24 protein-coding genes and 1 pseudogene are annotated in these 26,439 nt (G+C 71.3%); 18 read left to right on the top strand and 7 right to left on the bottom strand.

Going from position 1 to position 26,439, the window contains the following annotated elements; translation table 11 throughout:
• Positions 1 to 249 precede the first annotated feature (249 nt).
• The gene (locus AB0L33_RS08085; protein WP_003967102.1) at positions 250 to 453 is read right to left on the bottom strand and encodes a cold-shock protein; all 204 of its coding nucleotides are present in this window, start codon (positions 451 to 453) and stop codon (positions 250 to 252) included.
• Positions 454 to 737: 284 nt separating this feature from the next.
• On the opposite strand from AB0L33_RS08085, the gene AB0L33_RS08080 reads away from it, so the two are divergent.
• The 4 genes from AB0L33_RS08080 (at position 738) to AB0L33_RS08065 (ending at position 5,545) form a co-directional block, all read left to right on the top strand.
• Positions 738 to 1,616 carry a menaquinone biosynthesis protein gene (locus tag AB0L33_RS08080; RefSeq protein WP_365678799.1) on the top strand — a complete coding sequence of 293 codons (879 nt, stop codon included), beginning with the start codon at positions 738 to 740 and terminating at the stop codon, positions 1,614 to 1,616.
• 242 nt (positions 1,617 to 1,858) lie between these two features.
• Positions 1,859 to 3,622, top strand: coding sequence for a serine/threonine-protein kinase (locus tag AB0L33_RS08075; protein ID WP_365678797.1), 1,764 nt, complete (start codon positions 1,859 to 1,861; stop codon positions 3,620 to 3,622).
• A gap of 71 nt (positions 3,623 to 3,693) precedes the next feature.
• Positions 3,694 to 4,893 carry a cyclic dehypoxanthinyl futalosine synthase gene (gene mqnC, locus AB0L33_RS08070; RefSeq protein WP_143620460.1) on the top strand — a complete coding sequence of 400 codons (1,200 nt, stop codon included), beginning with the start codon at positions 3,694 to 3,696 and terminating at the stop codon, positions 4,891 to 4,893.
• Between the two features lie 7 nt (positions 4,894 to 4,900).
• A complete protein-coding gene (locus AB0L33_RS08065; RefSeq protein ID WP_365678795.1) occupies positions 4,901 to 5,545 on the top strand; it encodes a hypothetical protein in 645 nt (214 codons plus the stop codon).
• Positions 5,546 to 5,551: 6 nt separating this feature from the next.
• Here AB0L33_RS08065 and AB0L33_RS08060 read toward each other — a convergent pair.
• The 4 genes and pseudogenes from AB0L33_RS08060 to AB0L33_RS08045 form a co-directional block, all read right to left on the bottom strand.
• Positions 5,552 to 6,088 (bottom strand): annotated as a pseudogene (locus AB0L33_RS08060) (DUF3152 domain-containing protein); the annotation flags it as partial.
• Between the two features lie 250 nt (positions 6,089 to 6,338).
• Positions 6,339 to 7,073, bottom strand: a complete 735-nt coding sequence (locus AB0L33_RS08055; RefSeq protein WP_365679420.1) for a DUF3152 domain-containing protein — start codon at positions 7,071 to 7,073, stop codon at positions 6,339 to 6,341.
• 112 nt (positions 7,074 to 7,185) lie between these two features.
• Positions 7,186 to 8,073 carry a hypothetical protein gene (locus AB0L33_RS08050; RefSeq protein WP_365678793.1) on the bottom strand — a complete coding sequence of 296 codons (888 nt, stop codon included), beginning with the start codon at positions 8,071 to 8,073 and terminating at the stop codon, positions 7,186 to 7,188.
• Between the two features lie 11 nt (positions 8,074 to 8,084).
• Entirely contained in the window at positions 8,085 to 8,594 is a 510-nt protein-coding gene (locus AB0L33_RS08045; RefSeq protein WP_365678791.1) for a SigE family RNA polymerase sigma factor, read from the bottom strand.
• A gap of 145 nt (positions 8,595 to 8,739) precedes the next feature.
• Here AB0L33_RS08045 and AB0L33_RS08040 point away from each other — a divergent pair, with 145 nt between their 5' ends.
• Positions 8,740 to 9,432, top strand: a complete 693-nt coding sequence (locus AB0L33_RS08040; RefSeq protein WP_365678789.1) for a demethylmenaquinone methyltransferase — start codon at positions 8,740 to 8,742, stop codon at positions 9,430 to 9,432.
• A 170-nt stretch (positions 9,433 to 9,602) separates the two neighbouring features.
• Entirely contained in the window at positions 9,603 to 11,930 is a 2,328-nt protein-coding gene (locus tag AB0L33_RS08035) for a zinc-ribbon domain-containing protein (protein ID WP_365678787.1), read from the top strand.
• 3 nt (positions 11,931 to 11,933) lie between these two features.
• Here the strand turns inward: AB0L33_RS08035 and AB0L33_RS08030 are convergent, their stop codons facing one another.
• Entirely contained in the window at positions 11,934 to 12,452 is a 519-nt protein-coding gene (locus AB0L33_RS08030; protein ID WP_365678785.1) for a GNAT family N-acetyltransferase, read from the bottom strand.
• A 97-nt stretch (positions 12,453 to 12,549) separates the two neighbouring features.
• Between AB0L33_RS08030 and AB0L33_RS08025 the strand changes: the two genes are divergently transcribed.
• Positions 12,550 to 13,833 (top strand): geranylgeranyl reductase family protein, encoded by a 1,284-nt coding sequence (locus tag AB0L33_RS08025; protein WP_365678783.1) that lies wholly within the window; start codon positions 12,550 to 12,552, stop codon positions 13,831 to 13,833.
• Positions 13,834 to 13,950: 117 nt separating this feature from the next.
• On the opposite strand, the gene AB0L33_RS08020 is transcribed toward AB0L33_RS08025, so the two are convergent.
• Positions 13,951 to 14,784, bottom strand: a complete 834-nt coding sequence (locus tag AB0L33_RS08020) for a C40 family peptidase (protein ID WP_365678781.1) — start codon at positions 14,782 to 14,784, stop codon at positions 13,951 to 13,953.
• Positions 14,785 to 15,554: 770 nt separating this feature from the next.
• Here AB0L33_RS08020 and AB0L33_RS08015 point away from each other — a divergent pair.
• The 11 genes from AB0L33_RS08015 to nuoK are packed head-to-tail and all read left to right on the top strand — an operon-like array spanning position 15,555 to position 26,437.
• Positions 15,555 to 15,914, top strand: a complete 360-nt coding sequence (locus AB0L33_RS08015) for an NADH-quinone oxidoreductase subunit A (RefSeq protein WP_003967084.1) — start codon at positions 15,555 to 15,557, stop codon at positions 15,912 to 15,914.
• 18 nt (positions 15,915 to 15,932) lie between these two features.
• Positions 15,933 to 16,487, top strand: a complete 555-nt coding sequence (locus AB0L33_RS08010) for an NADH-quinone oxidoreductase subunit B family protein (RefSeq protein WP_073964532.1) — start codon at positions 15,933 to 15,935, stop codon at positions 16,485 to 16,487.
• A complete protein-coding gene (locus AB0L33_RS08005) occupies positions 16,484 to 17,194 on the top strand; it encodes an NADH-quinone oxidoreductase subunit C (protein ID WP_365678778.1) in 711 nt (236 codons plus the stop codon). The genes AB0L33_RS08010 and AB0L33_RS08005 overlap by 4 nt, the downstream gene beginning before the upstream one ends.
• On the top strand, positions 17,194 to 18,516 hold the full coding sequence (locus AB0L33_RS08000; protein ID WP_365678776.1) for an NADH-quinone oxidoreductase subunit D: 1,323 nt from the start codon (positions 17,194 to 17,196) through the stop codon (positions 18,514 to 18,516). Before AB0L33_RS08005 ends, AB0L33_RS08000 begins: the two co-directional genes overlap by 1 nt.
• Before the next feature lie 29 nt (positions 18,517 to 18,545).
• On the top strand, positions 18,546 to 19,361 hold the full coding sequence (gene nuoE, locus AB0L33_RS07995) for an NADH-quinone oxidoreductase subunit NuoE (RefSeq protein ID WP_365679418.1): 816 nt from the start codon (positions 18,546 to 18,548) through the stop codon (positions 19,359 to 19,361).
• On the top strand, positions 19,361 to 20,725 hold the full coding sequence (gene nuoF / locus AB0L33_RS07990; RefSeq protein ID WP_365678774.1) for an NADH-quinone oxidoreductase subunit NuoF: 1,365 nt from the start codon (positions 19,361 to 19,363) through the stop codon (positions 20,723 to 20,725). Before nuoE ends, nuoF begins: the two co-directional genes overlap by 1 nt.
• On the top strand, positions 20,722 to 23,229 hold the full coding sequence (locus tag AB0L33_RS07985; protein ID WP_365678772.1) for an NADH-quinone oxidoreductase subunit G: 2,508 nt from the start codon (positions 20,722 to 20,724) through the stop codon (positions 23,227 to 23,229). Before nuoF ends, AB0L33_RS07985 begins: the two co-directional genes overlap by 4 nt.
• A complete protein-coding gene (nuoH, locus tag AB0L33_RS07980; protein WP_365678770.1) occupies positions 23,226 to 24,629 on the top strand; it encodes an NADH-quinone oxidoreductase subunit NuoH in 1,404 nt (467 codons plus the stop codon). The genes AB0L33_RS07985 and nuoH overlap by 4 nt, the downstream gene beginning before the upstream one ends.
• A complete protein-coding gene (gene nuoI / locus AB0L33_RS07975; protein WP_365678768.1) occupies positions 24,622 to 25,317 on the top strand; it encodes an NADH-quinone oxidoreductase subunit NuoI in 696 nt (231 codons plus the stop codon). Before nuoH ends, nuoI begins: the two co-directional genes overlap by 8 nt.
• A complete protein-coding gene (locus AB0L33_RS07970) occupies positions 25,314 to 26,141 on the top strand; it encodes an NADH-quinone oxidoreductase subunit J (RefSeq protein ID WP_365678766.1) in 828 nt (275 codons plus the stop codon). The genes nuoI and AB0L33_RS07970 overlap by 4 nt, the downstream gene beginning before the upstream one ends.
• Positions 26,138 to 26,437 carry an NADH-quinone oxidoreductase subunit NuoK gene (nuoK, locus tag AB0L33_RS07965; RefSeq protein ID WP_018101339.1) on the top strand — a complete coding sequence of 100 codons (300 nt, stop codon included), beginning with the start codon at positions 26,138 to 26,140 and terminating at the stop codon, positions 26,435 to 26,437. The genes AB0L33_RS07970 and nuoK overlap by 4 nt, the downstream gene beginning before the upstream one ends.
• Positions 26,438 to 26,439: the final 2 nt, after the last annotated feature.

Raw genomic sequence — 26,439 nt, 5'->3', positions numbered from 1 at the left:
GGCCCGGCACGGCCACTGTGTCCGGATCGGTCATAGGCCGTCCGGATTGCTCCATACCGTTGATATCGCCGTCAACAGTCTGCCTTGTGAAGGGTCGGCCCGTCAGTAACGGATGACTCTCTGCACAAGCCCTCGACAACGATCCGGGGCAGGGCGCACACGGGCAGGAGCCCCGCTCCTCCGCCGGTGCGGAGGAGCGGGGCTCCTTGGGTACTGCTCTTACCGGCCGCGATCGGCCGACCCGGGCAACTAGGCCGGGGTGACGTTCTCAGCCTGCGGACCCTTGGGGCCCTGAGTGACGTCGAAGTTCACGACCTGGTTCTCCTCGAGGGAGCGGAACCCGGACGCGTTGATCGCGGAGTAGTGGACGAAGACATCCGGGCCGCCGCCGTCCTGGGCGATGAAGCCGAAGCCCTTTTCAGCGTTGAACCACTTGACGGTTCCGGTAGCCATAAGCCCTCCTTGGGCCAAAGGGTTGCCCTGCTCCAGAACCTGCAATGAAGTCTGAAAACTACAAAAGCCTGCGGGGTCACATGCTCCGCAGGCTCTGTACTGCAAGGGAAACCAAACTGCAACTTGCCGTCGAGCCTAGCACGCAGCGTGTCCGTAGGGGTAGAGGGAAAGATCACTTCACCCGGATGTTTGACAGCCGCCCGGATGAGCCATCCGAGAGGGCCTTCCCGTGTGCCGCCGCCCCCGGTGGGGCGGTCGGGATAGCGCGGGTCTAGCCTCGCGATGTGGACAATTCAACCGTTTCAAACGTCGCGGGCGACGACCGTCGCCCCCGGCCGCGCGTCGGCCACATCCAGTTCCTCAACTGCCTTCCCCTCTACTGGGGGCTGGCACGCACCGGAACCCTGCTCGACCTGGAGCTGTCGAAGGACACCCCGGAGAAGCTCAGCGAGCAACTGGTCAGGGGCGAGCTGGACATCGCCCCGGTCACCCTGGTCGAGTTCCTGCGCAACGCCGACGACCTGGTCGCCTTCCCCGACATCGCGGTCGGCTGCGACGGCCCCGTCATGTCGTGCGTGATCGTCTCGCAGCGGCCCCTGGAGGACCTGGACCGCGCCCGGGTCGCCCTCGGCTCGACCTCCCGCACCTCCGTACGGCTGGCCCGGCTGCTGCTCGCCGAGCGGTACGGGGTCACCCCCGACTACTACACCTGCCCGCCGGACCTGGGCCTGATGATGCAGGAGGCGGACGCCGCCGTCCTCATCGGTGACGCGGCCCTCCGCGCCAACCTGCACGACGCGCCCCGCCTCGGACTCCAGGTCCACGACCTGGGCGCGATGTGGAAGGAGTGGACGGGCCTGCCGTTCGTCTTCGCCGTCTGGGCCGCGCGCAAGGACTACCTGGCGGCCGAGCCCACCGCGGTCAAGCAGGTCCACGAGGCGTTCCTCGCCTCCCGCGACCTCTCCCTGGAGGAGGTCACCAAGGTCGCCGAGCAGGCCGCGCGCTGGGAGGCGTTCGACGCGGAGGTCCTGGAGCGCTACTTCACGACGCTCGACTTCCGCTTCGGCCCGGCGCAGCTGGCGGGCGTCGAGGAGTTCGCCCGCCGCACCGGCGAGCTGGCGGGCTTCCCGACGGACGTGAAGGTGGAGCTGCTCGGCGGATGAGAACATCCCGCCGCCGGGGAATGGCATTTTCGATTTCGTTGAACACGGGATGAATGGCGGATTGCGCAATCGGTCATCGGCGGCGACCGGCGCATTCACGCCTTTTATCGCGGTGAATGACGTCGTTCGTTCCCTTGGGGGCGAAATCGGCGGATGGTTTCTCCCGTGACCGGACGAGACTTCACGGACACGAACTAGGCTTCGGTCGGAGGTCCGGCCGGTTCACAGGGGGAGTCCTTAATATGCAGCCGCTGGAAGCCGGGGAACCGCTCAGCATCGGCTCCTACCGGCTGCTGGGCAGACTCGGCGCAGGCGGTATGGGCCGCGTGTACCTCGGGCGCAGCGCCGGAGGCCGCACCGTCGCCGTCAAGGTCGTCCACCCGCACTTCGCGCTCGACGAGCAGTTCCGCGCCCGCTTCCGGCGCGAGGTGGAGGCGGCCCGGCGGATCGGCGCCCAGTGGACCGCGCCCGTCCTGGACGCCGACCCGGACGCCCCCGTCCCCTGGATCGCCACCGGCTACGTGGCGGGCCCGCCGCTCTCCGCGGCCGTCACCGAGCACGGCCCGCTGCCCGAGCACGCGGTCCGGGTGCTGGGCGCCGGACTCGGCGAGGCGCTGGCCGCGGTGCACGAGCGGGGCCTGATCCACCGGGACGTGAAGCCGTCCAACGTCCTGCTCGCCCTGGAGGGCCCCCGGCTGATCGACTTCGGCATCGCCCGGGCCATCGACGCGACCACCTCCCTCACCTCCACCGGGGTCTCCGTCGGCTCGCCGGGCTACATGGCGCCGGAGCAGATCCGGGGCACGGAGATCTCCGGCGCCGTCGACGTCTTCTCGCTGGGCGCGGTCCTGGCGTACGCGGCGACCGGGTCCGCGCCGTTCCTCGGCGACTCCTCGGCCGTCCTGCTCTACAAGGTCGTCCACGAGGAACCGGAGCTGGGCGACCTGGAGGGCGGCCTCCGCGAGACCATCGCCGCCTGCCTGGCCAAGGACCCGGCGCTGCGGCCGACCCCGGACGAGCTGGCCCGCAGGCTGCTGCCCGGCGGCGCGGCGGCGGCCGTCGCGGCGGGCTGGCTGCCGGGACCGCTGGTCCGCGAGGTCAGCCGGTCGGCGGTGGCGCTGCTGGACCTGGAGCCGCAGGAGGCCCCGGTGCAGTCCGGTCCGGTGCCGTTCAGCACTCCGTCGCTGGGGGCCGGGGGCCCGTCGGCCGGGCAGGAGACGGGCGCGGGCGAGCCCGCCGCCGGCCCGTACGGCCCGCCCGGCGCCGCGCTCGGCGTCTTCGGCCCGCCGCCGACCGGTCCGGCGCACCCTCCGACCGCCGGGGCCAACGGGCTGCCGGGCCAGCGGACCGGGAGCCGGAGCCTGACCCTGGGGGCGACGGCGGGCGGCGACCGGGCGGGACGCCGGCAGGTCAGCTGCACCCTCGCGCTCGCGGTGGCCGGGGCGCTGGCCGCGGTGACGGTGGGCAGCGCCTTCCTGCTGGACCTGATCCCGGGCACGGGCGGCGACACCGGCAGCGTCGGGCAGGCGCCGCCCGCCACCTCCGGCGAGCCCTCGCCGCCGAAGGGCTCGGCCACCGGCTCGGCGACGAGCGGTCCGACGGCGAGCCCGACGCCCCCCTCGGGCGGGGCCGCCGAGCTGCCCGACGCGTTCGTCGGCACCTGGCAGGGCCCGCTCACCGAGAAGACCACGGGCGAGCCGCACGGCACGCTCACCGCGGTCTTCACCAAGGGCCGCAAGGGCACGGACGTGGTCCGCCTGACCACGTCCCTCTCCATCGGCATCGACGTCAACTGCTACAGCGTCGCCACCCTCACCAGCGCCACCGACGACGAGCTGAGGCTGCGCGAGCGCGCCGACCCGGAGCGCCCCAGCACCGCGGGGCTCTGCACCACCGCACCGGCCGACCTCCACTTCACCCGCGCCTCCGACGGCACCCTCCGCTTCAGCTCCGACGAGAAGGGCGCGGGACGTCCGTACGGCACGCTCACCCGGTCCGACGGCTGACCGCCGACCCCCCTGGCGTACGCTGAACCGGTCCGTAGCTCCGTTGAAAACCGCCGAAAGGTGACAGCCCGGTGACCGAGAAGGCCGACCTCCAGCCCATCCTCGACCGAGCCGCCGAAGGCGGCCGGATCACCCCGGAGGAGGCGCTCGACCTCTACCGGTCGGCGCCGCTGCACGCCCTCGGCGCCGCGGCCGACGCCGTGCGCCGCCGCCGGTACGCCGGTACGGAGCACATCGCGACGTACATCATCGAGCGCAACATCAACTACACCAACGTGTGCGTCACGGCCTGCAAGTTCTGCGCGTTCTACGCCGCGCCGAAGGACACCGCCAAGGGCTGGTCCCGGGACCTGGACGACATCCTGCGCCGCTGCGCGGAGACCGTCGAGCTGGGCGGCACGCAGATCATGTTCCAGGGCGGCCACCACCCGGACTACGGCGTGGAGTACTACGAGGAGCACTTCTCGGCCATCAAGAAGGCGTTCCCGCAGCTGGTGATCCACTCGCTCGGCGCCTCCGAGATCGAGCACATGGCCCGGATCTCGAAGGTCTCCGCCGAGGAGGCCATCAGCCGTATCCACGCCGCCGGTCTCGACTCCTTCGCGGGCGCGGGCGCCGAGCTGCTCCCGGCCCGGCCGCGCACCGCCATCGCGCCGCTGAAGGAGTCCGGCGAGCGCTGGCTGGAGATCATGGAGATCGCGCACGGCCTGGGCGTCGAGTCCACCTCGACCATGCTGATGGGCACGGGCGAGACGAACGCCGAGCGCATCGAGCACCTGCGCATGATCCGTGACGTGCAGGACCGCACCGGCGGCTTCCGGGCGTTCATCCCGTACACGTACCAGCCGGAGAACAACAAGCTGAAGGGGCAGACGCAGGCCACGCTCTTCGAGTACCTGCGGATGATCGCCATCGCCCGGCTGTTCCTGGACAACGTCGCCCACATCCAGGGCTCCTGGCTCACCACCGGCAAGGAGGTCGGCCAGCTGTCGCTGCACTACGGCGCGGACGACCTGGGCTCGATCATGCTGGAGGAGAACGTCGTCTCCTCGGCCGGTGCCAAGCACCGCTCCAACCGGCTGGAGATCATCGACCTCATCCGCAAGGCGGACCGGGTCCCGGCCCAGCGCTCCACGACGTACGAGCACCTCGTCGTGCACGACGACCCGGCGAACGACCCGGTCGACGAGCGCGTCGTCTCGCACATCTCGTCCGTCGCCATCGAGGGCGGCACCGCGCACCCCGAGCTCAAGCTCCTGAGCGCCAACTGACCGCGCCTTGCTGACGATTCACGCCGCCGCCCTGCTCCTGCCGGGCGGCGGCCGCGCACCCGTGCCCGGCGGTGCGGTCGCCGTGCGGGACGCCGCGGTCGCGGCGTTCGGGCCGTACGAGGAGCTGGCCGCCGCCCACCCCGGCGCCCGGGTCCGGCGCTGGCCGGGCGTCCTCACCCCGGGGCTGGTGCAGCGCGACGCGGTCCGGCTCCTGGAGGAGTGGTACTTCCCCGACCCCCGCGAGGCGGACGCGCTGGGCACCGAGCCCCTGACCGGCGCCGCGCTCGACGCGCTCGGCCCCGAGGAGACCTGGCGCGCGGGCAGCGTGCGGCGCGGGCTGCACCGGATGCTCCGGCACGGCACGACGGCGGTGGCGGCCGCGCCGGGGACATCGGCCGCGCTGCTCACGGCGATCCGGCGGTCCGGGCTGACGGTCGCCGGTCCTGCCGCCGCCACCGCCGACGCCCCCCGGCTCGACCCGCTGGCCGGGGCCGGCGCGGTGGCCGACGCGACGGCGGCACCACTCGCCGCCGGGGGCCGCGCGGACCTCGCGGCCTTCGACGCGCCGGACGAGGCAGCGCTCCTCGCGGCGGGCGCGGCGAGCTGCGTGGCGACGATCGCGGGCGGGCGGCTGGTCTACCGGGGGCGTTAGACGCCCCTACGGCACCGGCGGGCCGCCCAGGTAGTGGCCCTCGGAGTCGTACGGCCAGGCGTTGGCGACGCAGCCCTTCAGGCCGTCGATCTGCTGCATCATCGCGGGGGCCGGGCGGCCCTTGCCGGGGCAGGTCTCGTGGCCGTGGCCCAGCCAGTGGCCGACCTCGTGGTTGACGATCAGCGCCCGGTACTCGCCCAGCGGGCCGTCGAACTCGGGCGAACCGGTCTGCCAGCGTTTCAGGTTGACCATCACGACCGTACCGACGCGGCAGTTGACCTCGCCGTGCGTGTCGAGCCCGCTCGCGCCGCAGACGCGGTCGGTGGTCTCCGGGGTCGCGATCCGTATGACCAGCCCCGCCGGGCCCTTCGCCACCTGGCGGAACCGGTGCTCCCCGTGGTGCGACCAGCCCCGGGGCGCGGCCAGGATGCGCGCGACGGCTGCGGCGGCCTTGTCCGCGTCGAGCCCGGAGCCGTCCTCCACCTCCACCCGGTAGGCGCTCCCCGTACCGCTGTCGGTCGCGGCGGCGCGGGCCACGGTGAATGCGGCGGGAGCGGGCCCGCGTGCGTCGTTCCAGCGGAGGCCGACGACGGCGGCGGCCGCGAGCACGACGGGGACGACAGCCAACGTGAGCAGCCTGCTCCGGCCGCCCTCCCCCCGGCGCCCTTTCCCTCCGGGCATCCGAAACCCTCCCCAGCGTTCGACGTTCGTCCCCCGCTGTAGGACCGGTGATCGGGGCAATTGGTTCAGTCCACATCCATATGAGGGCGTGGAGAGAGCGCCTGAAGAATCGTTAAGGCACCGAAGGTCCGCCCAGGTATGCCCCGTTTTCGTCGTACGGCCAGGCGTTGGCGACGCAACCCTTGAGCCCGTAGATCTGCTGCATCATCGCGGGGGCCGGGCGGCCCTTGCCGGGGCAGGTCTCGTGGCCGCGGCCGAGCCAGTGGCCGACCTCGTGGTTGATGATCAGGGCCCGGTAGTCGTTCAGCGGGCCGTCGAACTCGGGCGAACCGGTCTGCCAGCGCTTCAGGTTGACCATCACCTTCTCGCCGATCCGGCAGTTGACCTCGCCGTGCGTGTTCATTCCGCCCTGTCCGCAGATCCGGTCCGTGGTGCCCGCCGTCGCGATGCGGACGACCAGCCCGGCCGGGCCGGAGGACACCCGGTGGAACGTACGCTTCCCGCCCTGCCCCCAGCCGCGCGGCGCGGCGAGGATGTCCGCGATCCGGTCCGCGGCCTCCTCCGGATCGACGCCGGTGCCGTCCTCGACCTCGACGCGGTACGCGTACTGCCCGGACGACGACGCGTCGGCGCGGGCGGTCGTGAAGGTGCCGGGGCCGGTGGCGGGGATGCGCACCTGGGTGGGGCTGGGCTTCACGGAGGGCGACCGGGACGGCTTCGGGCTCCGGCTGGGCTTCGCGGAGGGCGTGGGCGAGTGCGAGGGGGACGCGGCGACGGGCGAAGGCTTGGGCGCGGCCGCCGCCGGGGCCTCGTCACCGCCCGCCCAGCGGGGCGCGAGGACCACCACGACGCCGATCAGCGCCGCCGGTACGGCGACGGCGGCGAGTATGCGTACGCGGCTGCGCCGCGCCCGTTTCGCGCGTCTGCGTCCGCCTCCACCGCGCCGCCCCCGTCTGCTCTCAGCCCTCACGTACAGACCCCTCCCTGGCTTCCATCGGACGTGCGTCCGCGTAAGCGACCATTTCGATGAACTGCGCGTCCCGGGCGACGGCCAGCAGGTCGTCGGCGGTGACCGGCGCCGACACCATCGCGTCGGCGTCGCCCCCCACGGTGAGCGTGACGCGGCTGTGCCCGTACACGAAGCGCACGGTGACCCCGGTGATCGTCTTGCCCCCCTCGGCGTTCCCGGCCGCCGTGATCGCCTGGGCCATGATGCCCCCAGGCAGTGACACCTCGTCGCACCGGAGGCCCTTCACCGCGACGTCGAGGCAGGGCGGATCGGCCCGGGCCGCCTTGCCCGTGGCCAGCGGGCGGACGGAGAACGTGAGGGGGAAGACCGGGCCGTCCGCCCCGCCCTGGTACCGGTTGACGGCGATGTCGACCGGCCGGACCGGGGCGAGCGCCTTGGGCAGCAGGGTTTCGAGCACGCCCGCCGCCTCGTACTGGAAGACCCGCTGCCGGGAGAGCTCGTCCGGCGGCAGGTCCGCCATGGAGGACTCGCCGGGGCTCGGCTCGATGTGCACGAGGGCCGGGACGGGGACGGACGTGGGCGTGGGAACCGGCGAGGTCTGCGAGGCCGCCGACCACTGGCGTACCGGCTCCCCGCCCCCGCCCCACACCGGCAGCGCGGCGCCCAGGACGCCCAGGCCGACGATCGCGGTCGCCGCCGCCCCGATCGTGGCGCGGGCCCGGGCCCGGCGGCGGCGGCCCCGGACCAGGGCGCCGGGGACCAGGTCGGGCACCGGCGGCGCCCCGTCGGTGGCCCGCTCCATGGCGGCCCGGACCAGCAGCTCGTCCTCGTCGCGGCCGGGCTCGTCGCCCGGAGCGGGGTCCATGAACACGTACACGGCGTGACTCCTCAGCCTCGGGCGGTGTAGAGGTGCGCGTCGCCCAGGCGGGCGCGCAGCGTGGCCAGCGAGCGCGAGCACTGGCTCTTGACGGTGGACGGGCTGCACCGCAGCAGTTCGGCGACGGTGTCCACGCTCAGGTCCTCCCAGTAGCGCAGGACGACCATCGCCCGGGCACGGGGCGGCAGTTCGGCGAGGGCCGCGAGCAGCGTGACCGTGAGCTCGGGGCCCACCGCCGGGGCGGGCGCGGCGATCGGCGTGTGGGCGAGGAGGTCGCGCAGACGGCGGCGGCGCTCGGCGATGTAGGTGCGGGTGAGCACGGTCCGGGCGTAGGCGTCCGGGTGGTCGGCGGCGCGCACCCGGTGCCAGTGCTGGAACAGCTTGGCCAGCGTCGTCTGGGTCAGATCGCGCGCGGCGTCGGCGTCCCCGCAGAGCAGATACGCGGTGCGGTAGAGCCGGTGCTGACCGGCGCGGGCGAATTCCTCGAAGCCGTCGGCCCCCCGGCCGGTACCCGTGAACATCTGCCCCCTTTCCTGTTCTTCCCGGTTCTCCGCGGAGGTCTCTCCGTCACTACTGAGTGCCGTCGGGCGGAAAAGGTTGAAGCCGGGTTTTCGCCGGGGGCGTCCGCCGCGAAGCGGCGCGGGGCGGGCTGCTTGAATGGGATGCGTGACCCGAGCATCCCTGGACAAGCAGCCGCACGAAGTCGCCTCGATGTTCGACGGCGTGGCGGCGAACTACGACCTGACCAACGACGTGCTCTCGCTCGGCCAGGACCGGCTGTGGCGCAAGGAGGTCGCCAAGGCGGTGAACGCCCGGCCCGCCGAGAAGGTCCTCGACCTGGCGGCCGGCACGGCAACGTCCTCGCTGCCGTTCGCCGCGACCGGGGCGTACGTCGTGCCGTGCGACTTCTCCATCGGCATGCTCCGCGAGGGCAAGAAGCGCCACGCATGGCTGCCCTTCACCGCCGGGGACGCCACGAAGCTCCCCTTCCGCGACGAGACCTTCGACGCGGTGACCATCTCCTTCGGCCTGCGCAACGTCCAGGACACGGACACGGCCCTGCGCGAGCTGTACCGGGTCACCAAGCCGGGCGGCCGGGTCGTCATCTGCGAGTTCTCCCAGCCCGTCTGGACCCCGTTCCGCACGGTCTACATCGAATACCTGATGCGCGCCCTGCCCCCGGTCGCCCGCGCCGTCTCCTCCAACCCGGACGCCTACGTCTACCTCGCCGAATCCATCCGCGCCTGGCCCGACCAGCCCGGCCTGGCGAAGAAGCTCCAGCAGGCGGGCTGGTCCCGGGTCGCCTGGCGCAACCTCACGGGCGGCGTGGTGGCCCTGCACCGGGGCGTGCGCGACTGACGTCTCCGGCGGGCCCGGACGGGACGCGCGGACCGCGCGAAAACGGTTGCGGGCATTCCGAGTTGACGGGAACCGGTGGGCGGGGAAGATGTGTCCGTTGATACGGCACGCGTCTTCCCCGTTTCCGTGTGTCACCGTCTCGCCCGTCCCCGGACCGCTGCGGAGCCCTCATGCCCTCGTACTGCCCCTTCTGTGGAACCCAGGCGCCCGACGAGGCGCGTTTCTGCATGAAGTGCGGGCGGGAGCGCCCCGCCGCGCCCACCGCGCCTCCGCAGCCCGCCGCCCCGCCGCCGCCCGCCGGGACCCCGGCCGTCGAACCGCCCGCGATGCCCGCCTACATGACGCGGCCCGCCGCGCCGCCGCCCGGGTACGCGCCGGTGCCGGCCGGGCCCTCGCCCGTCGGGGTCTTCTTCGGCCGGGTGATGCGCGGGGACTGGGCGGGCTCGCTGAGGGCGGCCGTCTGGCCGACCGGGCTGATCATCGGGCTAGCCGTGGCGCTCGCCATCCCCGACTACGGGCAGGGGGACGACGTCGTCGTCGGATGGAGCGACCGGTTCCGGATCGCGCTCGCGATGCTGCTCCAGGCATTCGGCGGCGGCTTCGAGGTCCGGGCCGTCATGCCGGGCGGCGGCGGATACGGGGGCGCTTCGCCGTACGGGGACACGTACGGCGACTTCGATCCGGGCGGGCAGAGCCAGACGACGCTCTCGCTGATCCCGCTCACCGTCACCGTGCTGTGGATCGGCGCCCTCGTCCTCGGCGCCCGGGGCGTCCGCAGGCAGGGCGGCGGCCTCGACGCGGCGGTCCGGATCAGCGTCGTGGCCACCGCCGCGGTCCTGGTCCTCGGGCTGTACGCCCAGCCGGAGATCGAGAACTACTCGCTCCACTCCTCGCCGGTCCTGGCGGCCCTGGGCGCCCTCGGCATCGCGCTCGTCACCACCTGCGCCGTGCTGCAACGCGACGTCGCGGCCGCCTGGCTGGCCCAGCGGCCGGGCGCGCAGAGCTTCGTACGCGCCACCGGGACCGCCGTCCGCGCGCTCGGCGCCGTGCTCCTGCTCTGCGGCCTGATCGGCTACATCACGTACGCCACCCTGGACGACGTCAACGGCACCGCCCTGCTGATGGCCCTGCCGCTGCTGCCCAACATCGCGCTGATGGTGCTCTCGGTGAGCTGGGGCGGCTCCGTCGAGTACGACATGCGGGGCCGGACGGACCTCATCGGCAACGGGACGGAGCACGGTGCGTTCGGGCTCGGCGAGCTGAGCGACGCCGCCAACGACTGGGCGCTCGTCGGCGCGCTCGCCGCCGGACTCGTCTGCGCGCTCATCGTCGGCCTGCTCGCCGGGCGCCGCTCCGCCGACCGGCGCGAACAGGTCACCGCCGGCGGCCTGTTCCTGCTCGGGTTCCTCGCGCTGACCGCGATGAGCGGCCTGTCCGCCGAGTTCTCCGGCAACGTCGCGGACATCGGCGGCTCCGGCACCCTGGACGTCTCGCCCAGCGTCGCCGACGCGCTGCTGTTCGGGCTGCTGTGGGTCGGCGGCGCGGTGCTCGTCGCGCCGTACCTCGCGCGGATGACGGGCGGCGGCGGACCGGGCGGCGGCTCCCCGGCGTACCCCGCCCCGCCGAGCCCGTACGGCCCGCCGAACCAGGGCCCGCACATCCCCGGCCCCTACACCCCGGCCCCCGGCCCGTACACGCCCGCACCCGGCCGGAGCCCGGCGCCCGGCCCGTACACCCCGAAGCCCGGCCCGGGCCCGCACACCCCGCCCGCGCAGTCCACCGCCGCGGAGCCGCCCGCGCCCCGGCGCCGGAGGGCCGTCCTCGTCTGGGGGGCCACGCTCACCGCCGCGCTCGTCCTCGGCGGCGGGGCCACCGCGGGCGCCCTCGCCCTGCTGGACCGCCACGACGACGACCCTGGCACCTCGGAGAGCGACAAGGGCGGGAAGAGCGACCGGGCGACGCCCGCCCAGGACCGGACGAGCGGGGCCCCCTCCGAGTCCCCCTCCGCCGAGGCGACCGCCTCCACCGGTCCGGCGGAGCCCGTCATCCCGGCCGGCTACGGCGTCGTCGCCGACACCGCGGGGTTCGCGCTCGCCCTGCCGGACGACTGGGAGCGCCAGGGCGAGGAGAACCACCAGGTGACCTACGCCGCGTCCGCGGGCGACACCCGCCTGCTGAAGGTCGGGGTCATCGCGGACGCCCCCTACACCTCGTACGAGAACTTCACGGCCCTGGAGAAGACGGCCACCGCCAACCAGCGGAACTACCAGCAGGTCCAGCTGTCGGCCAACACCTTCCAGGGCCGCCCGGGCGCGCTGTGGGAGTACACCTACGAGGACAAGAGCGGTCGGCCCGTCCACGCGATCGACCAGAGCTACATCGCCGAGGACGGCACCGAGTACGCCATCTACGTCACCGACCGGGACGTGGACTGGGCCGGTGCCCGCGAGGTCTTCGACACCGCCCTGTCCACCTGGATGCTCAACGACATCGACTGACCGTCACAGCTCCAGCCGGAAGACCCGCACCTCCTGGCCCGGCCGAGGCGTCGTGAAGGTCTCGGCCGGCTCCATGCCGAGGCGCAGGGCCACCGCGGCGGACCGCTCGTTGAGCACGTCGACCACCGCCACCACCCGTGCCGTCCCCGCCGCGCGCAGCCGGTCCAGCGTGAGGCGCGCGGCGGCCGTCGCGTAACCCAGCCCCCAGGCCGGGCGGGCCAGCCGCCAGCCGATCTCGGTCTCGCCCACCGGCCCGTAGGCGGTCGGCCCCCACGGCTGCGCGCCCGTGAAGCCGACGACCCGGCCCTCCCCGTCGAGCACGGTCCACAGGCAGTAGCCGAGTTCGGCGTCGTGTCTGCGCTGCCGCGCGGTCCACTCCTCGTACATGGACAGCTCCTCGGACCGCCCGCCGAGGAACCGCATCACCTCCGGGTCGTCGAAGGCCCGGTGCCAGGCGACGGCGTCCTCGTCGGTCGGGACACGCAGCTGTACGACGGGCGGAGCGGCAGGCGCGATTGACATGAGGCAGCCCTTCGGAGGGTTGGTCGGCAGGCCCCCATAGACTGCCTTGGACCTGTGCCGCGCGGCACGCGAATTCGAGTCTTCGGGAGAACCGACCGTGACCGAACCCCTGTCCGAACACAGCGCGGACGTCATCGTCGTCGGGGCGGGCCCAGCCGGCTCCTCGACCGCGTACTACCTGGCCAAGGCCGGACTCGACGTCCTCCTCCTGGAGAAGACCGCGTTCCCGCGCGAGAAGGTCTGCGGCGACGGCCTCACCCCGCGCGCCACCAAGGAGCTCGTGGCCATGGGGATCGACATCTCCGAAGAGGCGGGCTGGCTGCGGAACAAGGGCCTCCGCATCATCGGCGGCGGCGTCCGGCTCCAGCTGGACTGGCCGGATCTGGCCTCCTACCCGGACTACGGACTCGTCCGCAAGCGCGACGACTTCGACGAGCAGCTGGCCCGGAACGCGCAGAAGGCCGGTGCCCGGCTGTACGAGCGGTGCAACGTCGGCGCTCCGGTCACCGACGAGCGCACCGGCCGGATCACCGGGGTGCACGCGAAGCTCGGCGAGGAGAAGACCCCGGTCACCTTCCACGCCCCGCTCGTCGTCGCGGCCGACGGCAACTCGACCCGGCTCTCCCTCGCGATGGGCCTGCACCGCCGCGAGGACCGCCCGATGGGCGTCGCCGTGCGGACGTACTTCACCTCGCCCCGGCACGACGACGACTACCTGGAGTCCTGGCTGGAGCTGTGGGACCGGCGCGGGCCCCAGGAGAAGCTGCTGCCCGGCTACGGCTGGATCTTCGGCATGGGCGACGGCACCTCCAACGTCGGCCTCGGCATCCTCAACTCCTCGTCCGCCTTCCGGGAGCTGGACTGGCGCGAGGTCCTGAAGGCGTGGTGCGCGTCCATGCCGGAGGACTGGGGATACACCCCGGAGAACATGACGATGCCCATCCGGGGCGCCGCCCTGCCGATGGCCTTCAACCGTCAGCCGCACTACACCAAGGGCCTGCTGCTCGTCGGTGACGCGGGCGGCATGGTCAACCCGTTCAACGGCGAGGGCATCGCGTACGCCATGGAGTCGGGCCGGCTCGCGGCCGACGTCATCGTCCAGGCGCACGCCCGTGCGACCCCCGCGCAGCGGGAGCTGGCGCTGAACAACTACCCGAAGGTGCTCAAGGAGACCTACGGCGGCTACTACACGATGGGCCGCGCCTTCGTGAAGCTGATCGGCAACCCGAAGGTCATGAAGCTCGCGACCCAGCGCGGCCTGACGCACCCGCTGCTGATGAAGTTCACGCTGAAGATGCTCGCCAACCTCACCGACCCGACGGGCGGCGACGCGATGGACCGCATCATCAACGGCCTGGCGAAGGTGGCGCCGAGCTCGTAGCGCCCGTTCACAAACGACGGAGCCGTCACTCCCGAGCGGGGGAGTGACGGCTCCGTCGTGTGCTTGACGTGCGGATCACGCTTGTGAATCCGTGAACGCGATGTGGTCCTAGTGGTCCTAGAGGACGCGGACCGCGCCGGTCGGCATGTCGTAGTCCAGCGGACGCTGCACCACACCGGTGGAGGAGTTCTGCGCACCGACGAACTGGCCGCCGCCGACGTAGATCCCGACGTGGTACGCGCTGCCCGCGCTGCCCCAGTACAGGATGTCGCCCGGCTGGAGGTTGCTCAGCGAGACCTGGGTGCCGGCGGTGGACTGGCTCTGCGAGACGCGCGGCAGGTCGACGCCCACGGTGCGGAACGCGGCCTGGACCAGGCCCGAGCAGTCCCACGAGTTGGGGCCGGTGCCGCCGGACACGTACGCGTCGCCGACCTGCGCCTGGGCGAACGCGACGACGGAGGCCGCGGAGCCGGTGGCGTTGGAGGAGTACGAGGTCGTGGCGGCGTTGGTGGAGCCGGACGAGGAGGAGCCGGTGGTCTTCTGGAGCGTGGTGCGCGCGGCGTCGCGGGAGGCGCGCTCGGCGGCCTCCGCCTTGGCCTTGGCGGCCGCCTCGGCCTTCTTCTTGGCCTCGGCCTTGCGGACGGCCTCGGCCTTGGCCTTCTTGGCGTCCTTGGCGGCGCTGCTGGCCGCCGCGTCCTCCTGCGCCTGCGTCTCCAGGTCCAGGGCGACCTGCTGCGTCGCCTCGGCGGAGGCGGCGACGGTGGTGGAGAGTCCCGCCGTGATGGTGGGCATCTCGATCGTCTGGGTCACCGGTTCGGCCTGGGCCGGGCCCGCGGCACCCGCGACCGCGATGGTGCTGAGGACGCCACCGGCAACTCCGGCCCGCAGCGCCGTCGTCGAGGCGTTTCGGCGGGGCTTCCGGTGGCTGGGTATGTGAGCGGTGTGGGACATGGGTACTAGCGCTATCAGGGCGCGCCGGGTCCCATCAAGAAACGTGTGTTGCGACACAGTTACGTCCGGAATCTGTGAATCCGCTTTCCGGCGGCCCTTATTGACGCCGTAACGGGCAAATCGGACAGTCGCGATCAAGGCTGTGATCATGGGTTTTCTGCAATACGCCCGAATTGCCCCTCGCTTACCACTCGTTCACACTGTTGGCCAAGCCCGCTTCTATAACGGCCGATGTGGAGTGACGCAGCTCACAGCATGGTCCTGCCGTGACGGGCATACGAGGGTCCGGCACGGGAAGTGGCGGTCTCCGCGTCCACTTCGTTCCGCGTGAACCCTCGCGCGAGTGACTTCCGTCCGGGTCGCGCCCAGCGGTCACCCCGTCCGGCCATCCGCCGCCCGTGGCCCCCGGATTGGGGCAGATCCCTTTATCACCCCATCGCGTCCATCGCCAATTTTGCGCGCAGCGCCCTGGCTTGATAGTGCGACACCCCTTTGACCAGCGACAACGGCAGTAGATGTCACCTCTCGTGATCACTCGGCCGCTTCGTGTACGAAGATCACCGCTCATCCGACTTCATGATCGTTCGTCAGGTGGTGGAGATCACAAAGACGTTGGTGACCCCCGTGTCGCAGATCACAGGACGGCGGGCATAGGATGCGGGGCAGTCGGGCTTGTGAACTGCCTCACATGTGCACGATCTTGGTGAGGCGGGGAGCCGGTTCGCCCGATGCGGTCCAACGGTCAAGGACGACTGGAAGGAGCGAGGAGCGTGAATGCCTACGCGCCCATCCTCGTGCTCGGCGCCCTCGGGGCAGGGTTTGCGATCTTCTCCGTGGTCATGGCCACGCTTATCGGCCCCAAGCGGTACAACCGGGCAAAGCTCGAAGCGTACGAGTGCGGTATCGAACCGACACCCACGCCGGCCGGAGGCGGCCGCTTTCCCATCAAGTACTACCTGACGGCGATGCTCTTCATCGTCTTCGACATCGAGATCGTCTTCCTCTATCCCTGGGCGGTCAGCTTCGACGCCCTGGGGATCTTCGGGCTCGTGGAGATGCTGCTCTTCGTGCTCACCGTCTTCGTCGCCTACGCGTATGTGTGGCGGCGCGGCGGTCTGGAATGGGACTGAGGGGCTGAGGGGCACACCATGGGACTCGAAGAGAAGCTGCCGAGCGGCTTCGTTCTGACCACCGTCGAGCAGGCGGCCGGCTGGGTGCGGAAGTCCTCCGTCTTCCCGGCGACCTTCGGCCTCGCCTGTTGCGCCATCGAGATGATGACCACCGGGGCAGGCCGTTACGACCTGGCCCGCTTCGGCATGGAGGTCTTCCGCGGCTCGCCGCGGCAGGCGGACCTGATGATCGTGGCCGGGCGGGTGAGCCAGAAGATGGCGCCCGTCCTGCGGCAGGTCTACGACCAGATGCCGAACCCGAAGTGGGTGATCTCCATGGGGGTTTGCGCATCATCGGGCGGAATGTTCAACAACTACGCCATTGTTCAGGGTGTCGATCACATTGTCCCGGTTGATATTTATTTGCCGGGCTGCCCACCGCGGCCCGAGATGCTGATGGACGCGATCCTCAAGCTGCACCAGAAGATCCAGGGCTCCAAGCTCGGGGTCAACGCCGAGGAAGCCGCCCGCGAGGCCGAGGAAGCGGCGCTCAACGCCCTGCCCCTCATCGAGATGAAGGGGCTCCTGCGATGAGCGACGAGCTGGGCGGCTCCGCCGTCCCCGCCCCGCGCGACGAGCACGGCGAGGTCATCGGCGTACGGAAGGGCATGTTCGGCGCCAACAACGGCGGCGACACCTCCGGCTACGGCGGCCTCGTCCGCACGGTCGCGCTCCCCGGCGCCTCCTCCCGCCCCTACGGCGGCTGGTTCGACGAAGTCGCCGACGAGCTCGAAGGCGCCCTGGAGGAGCAGGACCTCCTCCCGGAGAACGCCATCGAGAAGACGGTGGTCGACCGGGACGAGCTCACCTTCCACATCGCCCGCGAGCACCTGGTCACCGTCGCCAGGATCCTGCGCGACGACCCGGCGCTCCGCTTCGAGCTGTGCACCGGCGTCAGCGGCGTCCACTTCCCCGGCGACAAGGGCCGCGAGCTGCACGCCGTCTACCACCTGCGCTCGATCACGCACGGCCGGCTGATCCGCCTCGAGGTCTCCACGCCGGACGACGACCGGCACCTGCCCTCGCTGGTCCCGGTCTACCCGACCAACGACTGGCACGAGCGCGAGGCGTACGACTTCTTCGGGCTCGTCTTCGACGGGCACCCCGCCCTCACCCGGATCATGATGCCGGACGACTGGCAGGGCTTCCCGCAGCGCAAGGACTACCCGCTCGGCGGCATCGCCGTCGAGTACAAGGGCGCCCAGATCCCGGCTCCGGACCAGCGGAGGTCGTACTCCTGATGACCACTCCCCACGCAACGCCCCGCGCCACGACCGAGGGGACTGTATATACAGTCACCGGCGGCGACTGGGACGAGATCGTCGAGAACGCCGCCGCCTCCGACGACGAGCGCATCATCGTCAACATGGGCCCGCAGCACCCGTCCACGCACGGCGTGCTCCGGCTCATCCTGGAGATCGACGGCGAGACCGTCACCGAGGCCCGCTGCGGCATCGGCTACCTCCACACCGGCATCGAGAAGAACCTCGAATTCCGCAGCTGGACGCAGGGCACCACCTTCGTCACGCGCATGGACTACCTCACGCCGTTCTTCAACGAGACGGCCTACTGCCTGGGCGTCGAGAAGCTGCTCGGCATCGAGGACCAGATCCCCGACCGGGCCAGCGTCCTGCGCGTGCTCCTGATGGAGCTCAACCGGCTCTCCTCGCACCTGGTGTGCATCGCCACCGGCGGCATGGAGCTCGGCGCCACCACGATCATGATCTACGGCTTCCGCGACCGGGAGCTGGTGCTCGACCTCTTCGAGCTGATCACCGGGCTCCGCATGAACCACGCGTTCATCCGCCCCGGCGGCCTCGCCCAGGACCTGCCCCCGGGCGCGGTCGACCAGCTGCGCGAGTTCGTGAAGACCATGAAGAAGAACCTGCCGGAGTACGACGCGCTCGCCACCGGCAACCCCATCTTCAAGGCCCGCATGCAGGACGTCGGCTACCTCGACCTCACCGGCTGCATGGCCCTCGGCGCCACCGGACCGATCCTGCGCTCGGCGGGCCTCCCGCACGACCTGCGCAAGACCGACCCGTACTGCGGCTACGAGACCTACGACTTCGAGGTCCCCACCGCCGACAGCTGCGACGCCTACGGGCGCTTCCTCATCCGGCTGGAGGAGATGCGCCAGTCGCTGCGGATCATCGAGCAGTGCATCGACCGGCTCGAACCCGGACCGGTCATGGTCGCCGACAAGAAGATCGCCTGGCCCGCGCAGCTCGCGCTCGGCCCGGACGGCCTGGGCAACTCGCTGGACCACATCAAGAAGATCATGGGCACCTCCATGGAGGCCCTGATCCACCACTTCAAGCTGGTGACCGAGGGCTTCCGGGTCCCCGTCGGACAGGCGTACACCGCCGTCGAGTCGCCCAAGGGCGAACTCGGCGTGCACGTCGTCTCGGACGGCGGGACCCGACCCTACCGGGTCCACTTCCGCGACCCGTCCTTCACCAACCTCCAGGCCATGGCGGCGATGTGCGAGGGCGGCCAGGTCGCCGACGTCATCGTCGCCGTCGCATCCATCGACCCCGTGATGGGAGGCGTCGACCGGTGACCGAAGCACGTCAGGAAGTCAGTCTGGGGATGCCGCAGCTCCCCGCCCCCGCCTACCCGGCCGAGGTGCGCGCCAGGCTCGAAGCGGATGCGAAGGAGGTGATCGCCCGCTACCCCGGCAGCCGCTCCGCACTGCTGCCGCTGCTGCACCTCGTGCAGTCCGAGGAGGGATACGTCTCGCGTACGGGCATGGCCTTCTGCGCCGAGATGCTCGACCTCACCACCGCCGAGGTCACCGCGGTCGCCACCTTCTACACGATGTACCGGCGCAGGCCCAGCGGCGACTACCAGGTCGGCGTCTGCACCAACACGCTCTGCGCGGTGATGGGCGGCGACGCGATCTTCGACCGGCTCAAGGAGCACCTCGGCGTCGGCAACGACGAGACGACCGAGGACGGCAAGGTCACCCTCGAACACATCGAGTGCAACGCCGCCTGCGACTTCGCGCCCGTCGTGATGGTCAACTGGGAGTTCTTCGACAACCAGACGCCGGAGAGCGCCACCCAGCTGGTGGACGACCTCATCGCCGGCCGCACCGTCGAACCCACCCGCGGCGCGCCCCTGTGCACGTACAAGGAGACGGCGCGCATCCTCGCCGGCTTCCCCGACGAGCGCCCCGGCGCCGTCGCGGCCACCGGCGGCGCCGGCCACGCCTCGCTCATCGGCCTCAAGCTGGCCAAGGGCGAGGCCGCACCGCAGGCCCGCGTGGTGAGCCCGCGCGGCGAGGCGCCCACCGACCGGCCGCAGAAGGGCGCCGAGCACCTCAGCTCCCATGACGCGCCGCAGCAGACCTCGGCATCCGACCCGGACCACCCGGCAGGACCCGCGGCCGAGGAGGGGGAGTGATGACGTTGGCCACCGAACTCAACCAGAACGGGACCAGCCCCGAGAAGCTGCTCGCGCCCGTCCTGTCCGCCTTCTGGGACCAGCCGGAGTCCTGGACCCTGGACACCTACCGCCGCCACGAGGGCTACGAGGGACTGCGCAAGGCCCTCACCATGTCCCCGGACGACCTCATCGCGTACGTCAAGGACTCCGGTCTGCGCGGCCGCGGCGGCGCCGGCTTCCCCACCGGCATGAAGTGGCAGTTCATCCCGCAGGGCGACGGCAAGCCGCACTATCTCGTGGTCAACGCCGACGAGTCGGAGCCGGGGACCTGCAAGGACATCCCGCTCCTCTTCGCCAACCCGCACAGCCTCATCGAGGGCATCGTGATCGCCTGTTACGCGATCCGGTCGTCGCACGCGTTCATCTACCTCCGCGGTGAGGTCGTCCCCGTGCTGCGACGGCTGCACGAGGCCGTCCGAGAGGCGTACGAGGCGGGCTATCTCGGCACCAACATCATGGGCTCCGGGCTCGACCTGGAACTCACGGTGCACGCGGGCGCCGGGGCGTACATCTGCGGTGAGGAAACCGCGCTGCTCGACTCCCTCGAAGGGCGGCGCGGCCAGCCCCGGCTGCGGCCTCCCTTCCCCGCGGTCGCCGGTCTGTACGCCTGCCCCACCGTGGTGAACAACGTCGAGTCCATCGCCTCGGTTCCCGCGATCCTGAACAAGGGCAAGGACTGGTTCAAGTCGATGGGCAGCGAGAAGTCCCCGGGCTTCACGCTCTACTCGCTCAGCGGCCACGTCGCGGGCCCCGGCCAGTACGAGGCGCCGCTCGGCATCACGCTGCGCCAGCTCCTCGACATGAGCGGCGGCATGCGCCCCGGCCACCGCCTCAAGTTCTGGACCCCCGGCGGCTCCTCCACACCGATGTTCACCGACGAACACCTCGACGTGCCCCTCGACTACGAGGGCGTCGGCGCGGCCGGGTCCATGCTCGGCACCAAGGCGCTCCAGTGCTTCGACGAGACGACCTGCGTGGTGCGGGCCGTCACCCGCTGGACCGAGTTCTACGCGCACGAGTCCTGCGGCAAGTGCACCCCCTGCCGCGAGGGCACGTACTGGCTCGTCCAGCTGCTCCGCGACATCGAGGCCGGCAAGGGCCGGATGTCCGACCTCGACAAGCTGGGCGACATCGCCGACAACATCAACGGCAAGTCGTTCTGCGCCCTCGGCGACGGCGCCGCCTCGCCGATCTTCTCCTCGCTGAAGTACTTCCGCGAGGAGTACGAGCAGCACATCACCGGCAAGGGCTGCCCCTTCGATCCCGCCAAGTCGACCCTCTGGGCCGACGACAAGAACGCTCACCAGGGGGTGAACGCATGACAGTCACCACGAGTGCGCCCTCCGGGGGCGGCGAAGCGGCGATCCCGCCCGAGGACCTGGTCACGCTGACCATCGACGGCATCGAGATCAGCGTGCCCAAGGGCACCCTGGTCATCCGCGCCGCCGAACTCCTCGGCATCGAGATCCCCCGGTTCTGCGACCACCCCCTCCTCGACCCGGCCGGCGCCTGCCGTCAGTGCATCGTCGAGGTCGAGGGCCAGCGGAAGCCGATGGCGTCCTGCACCATCACCTGCACCGACGGCATGGTCGTCAAGTCGCAGATCACCTCGCCCGTGGCCGACAAGGCGCAGCGCGGTGTGATGGAGCTGCTGCTCATCAACCACCCGCTGGACTGCCCGGTCTGCGACAAGGGCGGCGAGTGCCCGCTTCAGAACCAGGCGATGTCGCACGGCGACCCGGACTCCCGCTTCGACGGCAGGAAGCGGACGTACGAGAAGCCCGTGCCGATCTCCACCCAGGTGCTGCTGGACCGTGAGCGCTGCGTGCTCTGCGCGCGCTGCACCCGGTTCTCCAACCAGGTCGCGGGCGACCCGATGATCGAGCTGATCGAGCGCGGCGCGCTCCAGCAGGTCGGCACCGGCGAGGGCGACCCGTTCCAGTCGTACTTCTCCGGGAACACCATCCAGATCTGCCCGGTCGGGGCGCTGACCTCGGCGGCGTACCGATTCCGCTCCCGCCCCTTCGACCTGGTGTCGACGCCCTCCGTGTGCGAGCACTGCGCCGGCGGCTGCGCCACCCGCACCGACCACCGGCGCGGCAAGGTCATGCGCCGCCTCGCGGCCAACGACCCCGAGGTCAACGAGGAATGGCTCTGCGACAAGGGCCGCTTCGGCTTCCGCTACGCCCAGCAGCGCGACCGGCTCACCACCCCGCTCGTCCGGGGCGAGTCCGGTGAGCTGGAGCCGGCGAGCTGGCCCGAGGCACTGGCCGCCGCGGCCGAGGGCCTGTCCGCCGCACGCGGCCGGACCGGCGTCCTCACCGGCGGCCGGCTGACCGTCGAGGACGCGTACGCGTACAGCAAGTTCGCGCGGATCGCCCTGGACACCAACGACATCGACTTCCGGGCCCGGGTCCACAGCGACGAGGAGGCCGACTTCCTGGCCTCGCGCGTCGCGGGACGCGGGAAGGACCTGGACGGCAGCGGTGTCACGTACACCTCGTTGGAGAAGGCGCCGACCGTGCTGCTGGTCGGGTTCGAGTCGGAGGAGGAGGCCCCCGGGGTCTTCCTGCGGCTGCGCAAGGCCCACCGCAAGCACGGCCAGCGCACCTTCTCCGTCGCCTCGCACGCCACCCGGGGCCTGGCGAAGGCGGGCGGCGCGCTGCTTCCCGCCGCGCCCGGCACCGAGACGGAGTGGCTGGACGCCATCGCGGGCGGCGTCGGCCTGGAGGGCGAAGGCGCCGCCGCGGCCGAGGCCCTGCGCGCCGAGGGCGCCCTGATCGTGGTCGGCGAGCGGCTGGCCGGGGTGCCCGGCGGGCTGACCGCCGCGGTCCGGGCCGCGACCGCGACCGGGGCCCGGCTGGTGTGGATTCCGCGCCGGGCGGGCGAACGCGGCGCGGTGGAGGCGGGCGCGCTCCCGTCGCTGCTGCCCGGCGGCCGCCCGGCCACCGACCCGCGCGCCCGGGACGAGGTCGCCGCCGCGTGGGGCGTCGCCGAACTCCCGTCCCGCTTCGGCCGCGACACCGGCCAGATCATCGAGGCCGCGGCCACCGGTGAGCTGGGCGCGCTGGTCGTCGCCGGCGTCGGGACGGAGGACCTGCCGGACCCGGCGCGGGCCCTGGAGGCCCTGGACCGGGTCGGCTTCCTGGTCTCCTTCGAGCTGCGGCCGAGCGAGGTCACCGACCGCGCCGACGTGGTGTTCCCGGTGGCCGCGGTCGCCGAGAAGTCCGGGACCTTCCTCAACTGGGAGGGCCGGGCGCGGATGTTCGAGGCCGCGCTGAAGCCCGACCAGATGACGCGGAACCTCGCCCCGGGCGACGCCCGCGTCCTGCACATGCTGGCCGACGCCATGGACGTGCACTTCGCGCTGCCGGACCTGCGGGCCGCCCGCCGCGAGCTGGACCGCCTCGGCGGCTGGCAGGGCGGGTACGCGGACGACCCCCGGGTCTCCGCGCAGCCGCTGCCCCGGCCCGGCGACGGCGAGGCGATCCTCGCCGGCCACCGCATGCTGCTCGACCTGGGCCGCCTCCAGGAGGGCGACACCGCCCTCGCCGGGACCCGGCACGAGGCGGTGGCCCGGCTGTCGGCCGCCACGGCCGCGGAGACCGGGGTCAAGGACGGCGACCTGCTGGCGGTGTCCGGCCCGGCCGGCAGCGTCGAACTCCCGCTCCGGGTCACCGACATGCCGGACCGCGTGGTCTGGGTGCCGCTGAACTCGGCCGGGCGGGGCGTGCCGGCCACGACCGGGGCCCGCCCCGGCGGCCTGGTCCGGATCGGCCCCGCCGCTGCCGGTACTCCCGACGTCACACCGGAGGTGCGGGCGTGACCGCCTTCGCTCAACTGGCCGCGGCACCGCACGGTTCGGTGCTCGCCGCCGAGGACCTGTCGATGTTCGGCAACGACCCCTGGTGGCTCGTCGTCGTCAAGGCCGTCTTCTGCTTCGCGTTCCTGATGGTGACCGTGCTCTTCTCCATCGTGTGGGAGCGCAAGGTCGTCGCCTGGATGCAGCTGCGCATCGGCCCCAACCGGCACGGCCCCTGGGGGATGCTCCAGTCGCTCGCCGACGGCGTCAAGCTGATGCTGAAGGAAGACGTCATCGTCAAGCGGGCGGACAAGGTCGTCTACGTCCTCGCTCCGATCGTCGCCGCGATCCCCGCGTTCATGGCCATCGCGGTGATCCCCTTCGGGCCCTCGGACAACGAGGTCTCGATCTTCGGGCACCGTACGGCGATGCAGCTCACCGACCTGCCGATCGCGATGCTGTACATCCTCGCGGTCGCCTCGGTCGGCATCTACGGCATCGTGCTGGCCGGCTGGTCGTCCGGCTCGACGTACCCGCTGCTCGGCGGGCTCCGGTCCTGCGCGCAGATGATCTCGTACGAGATCGCGATGGGCGCCGCGTTCGCCTCGGTGTTCCTCTACTCCGGGTCGATGTCGACGTCGAAGATCGTGGAGGCGCAGCAGGACCGCTGGTTCATCATCCTGCTGCCGGTCTCCTTCATCATCTACATCGTCACGATGGTCGGCGAGACCAACCGGGCCCCGTTCGACATGCCGGAGTCCGAGGGCGACCTGGTCGGCGGCTTCAACACCGAGTACTCGTCCATCAAGTTCGCGATGTTCATGCTGGCCGAGTACGTCAACATGGTCACCGTCTCCGCCGTCTCCACCACCCTGTTCCTGGGCGGCTGGCGGGCCCCGTGGCCGGTCAGCACCTTCTGGGAGGGCGCGAACCACGGCTGGTGGCCGATGCTCTGGTTCGTCCTCAAGGTCCAGCTGCTGCTGTTCTTCTTCATCTGGCTGCGCGGCACGCTGCCCCGCGTCCGCTACGACCAGCTGATGAAGCTCGGCTGGAAGGTCCTGATCCCGGTCTCCGTCGTCTGGCTGATGCTGGTCGCGACCGTACGGGCGCTGCGCAACGAGGGCTACGACTTCTCCAAGATCCTGCTCTACGTGGCCGGTGCCGTGATCGCGGTGCTGCTGATCTCCTTCGTCGCCGACATCTTCCGCGACAAGAAGGAGAAGGCCGCCGCCGAGCAGGCCGGGCCCGAGCCGGCGTTCGACCCGATGGCGGGCGGATTCCCGGTGCCGCCGCTGCCCGGACAGACCCTGCCGCCCGTGCCCCGGCGCAGGCCGCGACGCGAGCGGGAGCTCGTTGTCAGTGGCGGGGTGGATACTCAGAGTGACGGAAATCCGAGTGACGGAAAGGAGGCCGACGGTGTCTGAACTGCCTGATTCGCCGGGGTCCAGGAGGCCGGCGAAATCCACCGGCCTGACGGGGTCGACGGCGTCGCAGTCCTCCCAGTCCTCGGAGGACAAGTTCCACAACCCGGTGGCCGGCTTCGGCGTGACCTTCAAGGCCATGTTCAAGAAGCGGCTCACCGAGCAGTATCCGGAGACGCCGAAGGTGACGGCGCCCCGCTTCCACGGCCGCCACCAGCTCAACCGCCATCCGGACGGGCTGGAGAAGTGCGTCGGCTGCGAGCTGTGCGCCTGGGCCTGTCCCGCCGACGCGATCTACGTGGAGGGCGCGGACAACACCGAAGAGGAGCGCTACTCCCCGGGTGAGCGCTACGGCCGCGTCTACCAGATCAACTACGCGCGCTGCATCCTCTGCGGACTGTGCATCGAGGCGTGCCCGACCCGGGCGCTCACGATGACCAACGAGTTCGAGCTCGCCAACACCACCCGCGAAAGCCTCATCTACACCAAGGACGAGCTGCTCGCGGGCCTGGAGGAAGGCATGGTCGACAGCCCGCACGCGATCTTCCCCGGCATGGACGAGCAGGACTACTACCGGGGCCTGGTCACCGAGGCCGCCCCGGGTACGGAGCGTCAGATCGCCGTGTCCAAGGGCGAGAAGCCGTCCGACGAGGCACAGAGCAACGGCGCTTCGCAGGAGGTGGACGCATGACCGGCCTGGCCGCAGCGGCCTCGCAGACCTCGACCGGCGAGGCGTTCCAGTTCTGGGTGCTCGGCACGGTCGCCGTGATCGGCGCCCTGTCCACCGTGCTCATGAAGAAGGCCGTGCACAGCGCGCTGAGCCTCGCCGGGACGATGATCATCCTCGCGGTGTTCTACCTCGCCAACGGCGCGTACTTCCTCGGCATCGTCCAGATCGTCGTCTACACCGGCGCGATCATGATGCTGTTCCTCTTCGTGGTCATGCTCGTCGGCGTCACGGCGGCGGACTCGCTGAAGGAGACCATCAAGGGCCAGCGCTGGCTGGCCGCCGGATGCGGCATCGGCTTGGGCGTCCTGCTGATCGCCGGTATCGGCAACGCCTCGCTGAAGAGCTTCAACGGCCTGGGCACCGCCAACACCGCGCACGGCGGAAACGTGGAGGGGCTCGCCAGCCTCATCTTCACCAAGTACGTCTTCGCCTTCGAGATCACCGGCGCCCTGCTGATCACCGCGACGGTCGGCGCGATGGTGCTCACGCACCGCGAGCGCACCGAACGGGCGAAGACCCAGCGGGAGATGTCCGAGGACCGCGTGCGGAGCAACCACGTACCGCCGCTGCCCGCCCCCGGCGTCTACGCCCGGCACAACGCGGTGGACATCGCGGGCCTGCTCCCCGACGGCACCCCGTCCGAGCTGACCGTCATGAGCACGCTGCGCAAGCGCGGCCAGATGCGTGACGTGTCCCAGGAATCACTGGCCGGCCTCAAGGCACTGGAGCAGCGCTCCGGTGAGCGGCTGGGCCGGGACACCGAAGAAGAGGAGGTCGCCAAGTGAATCCGGTCAACTACCTCTATCTCGCCGCCCTGCTGTTCACCATCGGCGCGGCCGGGGTCCTGATCCGGCGGAACGCGATCGTGGTGTTCATGTGCGTCGAGCTGATGCTCAACGCCTGCAACCTCGCGTTCGTGACCTTCTCCCGGATGCACGGCAATCTCGACGGCCAGATCATCGCCTTCTTCACGATGGTCGTCGCCGCCGCGGAGGTCGTGGTCGGGCTCGCGATCATCGTGTCGCTGTTCCGTTCCCGCCACTCGGCCTCGGTCGATGACGCCAGCCTGATGAAGCTGTAAGG

The sequence above is a fragment of the Streptomyces sp. NPDC052299 genome, from assembly GCF_040679335.1.
In the GTDB taxonomy this organism is placed as follows: domain Bacteria; phylum Actinomycetota; class Actinomycetes; order Streptomycetales; family Streptomycetaceae; genus Streptomyces.
This window is presented reverse-complemented; position numbering and strand designations above follow the sequence as displayed.

Coding starts and splice junctions, on each gene's coding strand:
- AB0L33_RS07985 (WP_365678772.1), top strand. CDS start 20,722: ATGACAGTCACCACGAGTGCGCCCTCCGGGGGCGGCGAAGCGGCGATC.
- AB0L33_RS08045 (WP_365678791.1), bottom strand. CDS start 8,594: ATGTTCACGGGTACCGGCCGGGGGGCCGACGGCTTCGAGGAATTCGCC.
- AB0L33_RS08005 (WP_365678778.1), top strand. CDS start 16,484: ATGAGCGACGAGCTGGGCGGCTCCGCCGTCCCCGCCCCGCGCGACGAG.
- AB0L33_RS08010 (WP_073964532.1), top strand. CDS start 15,933: ATGGGACTCGAAGAGAAGCTGCCGAGCGGCTTCGTTCTGACCACCGTC.
- AB0L33_RS08075 (WP_365678797.1), top strand. CDS start 1,859: ATGCAGCCGCTGGAAGCCGGGGAACCGCTCAGCATCGGCTCCTACCGG.
- AB0L33_RS08035 (WP_365678787.1), top strand. CDS start 9,603: ATGCCCTCGTACTGCCCCTTCTGTGGAACCCAGGCGCCCGACGAGGCG.
- AB0L33_RS08020 (WP_365678781.1), bottom strand. CDS start 14,784: ATGTCCCACACCGCTCACATACCCAGCCACCGGAAGCCCCGCCGAAAC.
- AB0L33_RS08085 (WP_003967102.1), bottom strand. CDS start 453: ATGGCTACCGGAACCGTCAAGTGGTTCAACGCTGAAAAGGGCTTCGGC.
- nuoF (WP_365678774.1), top strand. CDS start 19,361: ATGACGTTGGCCACCGAACTCAACCAGAACGGGACCAGCCCCGAGAAG.
- AB0L33_RS08000 (WP_365678776.1), top strand. CDS start 17,194: ATGACCACTCCCCACGCAACGCCCCGCGCCACGACCGAGGGGACTGTA.
- AB0L33_RS08030 (WP_365678785.1), bottom strand. CDS start 12,452: ATGTCAATCGCGCCTGCCGCTCCGCCCGTCGTACAGCTGCGTGTCCCG.
- AB0L33_RS07970 (WP_365678766.1), top strand. CDS start 25,314: ATGACCGGCCTGGCCGCAGCGGCCTCGCAGACCTCGACCGGCGAGGCG.
- nuoE (WP_365679418.1), top strand. CDS start 18,546: ATGCCGCAGCTCCCCGCCCCCGCCTACCCGGCCGAGGTGCGCGCCAGG.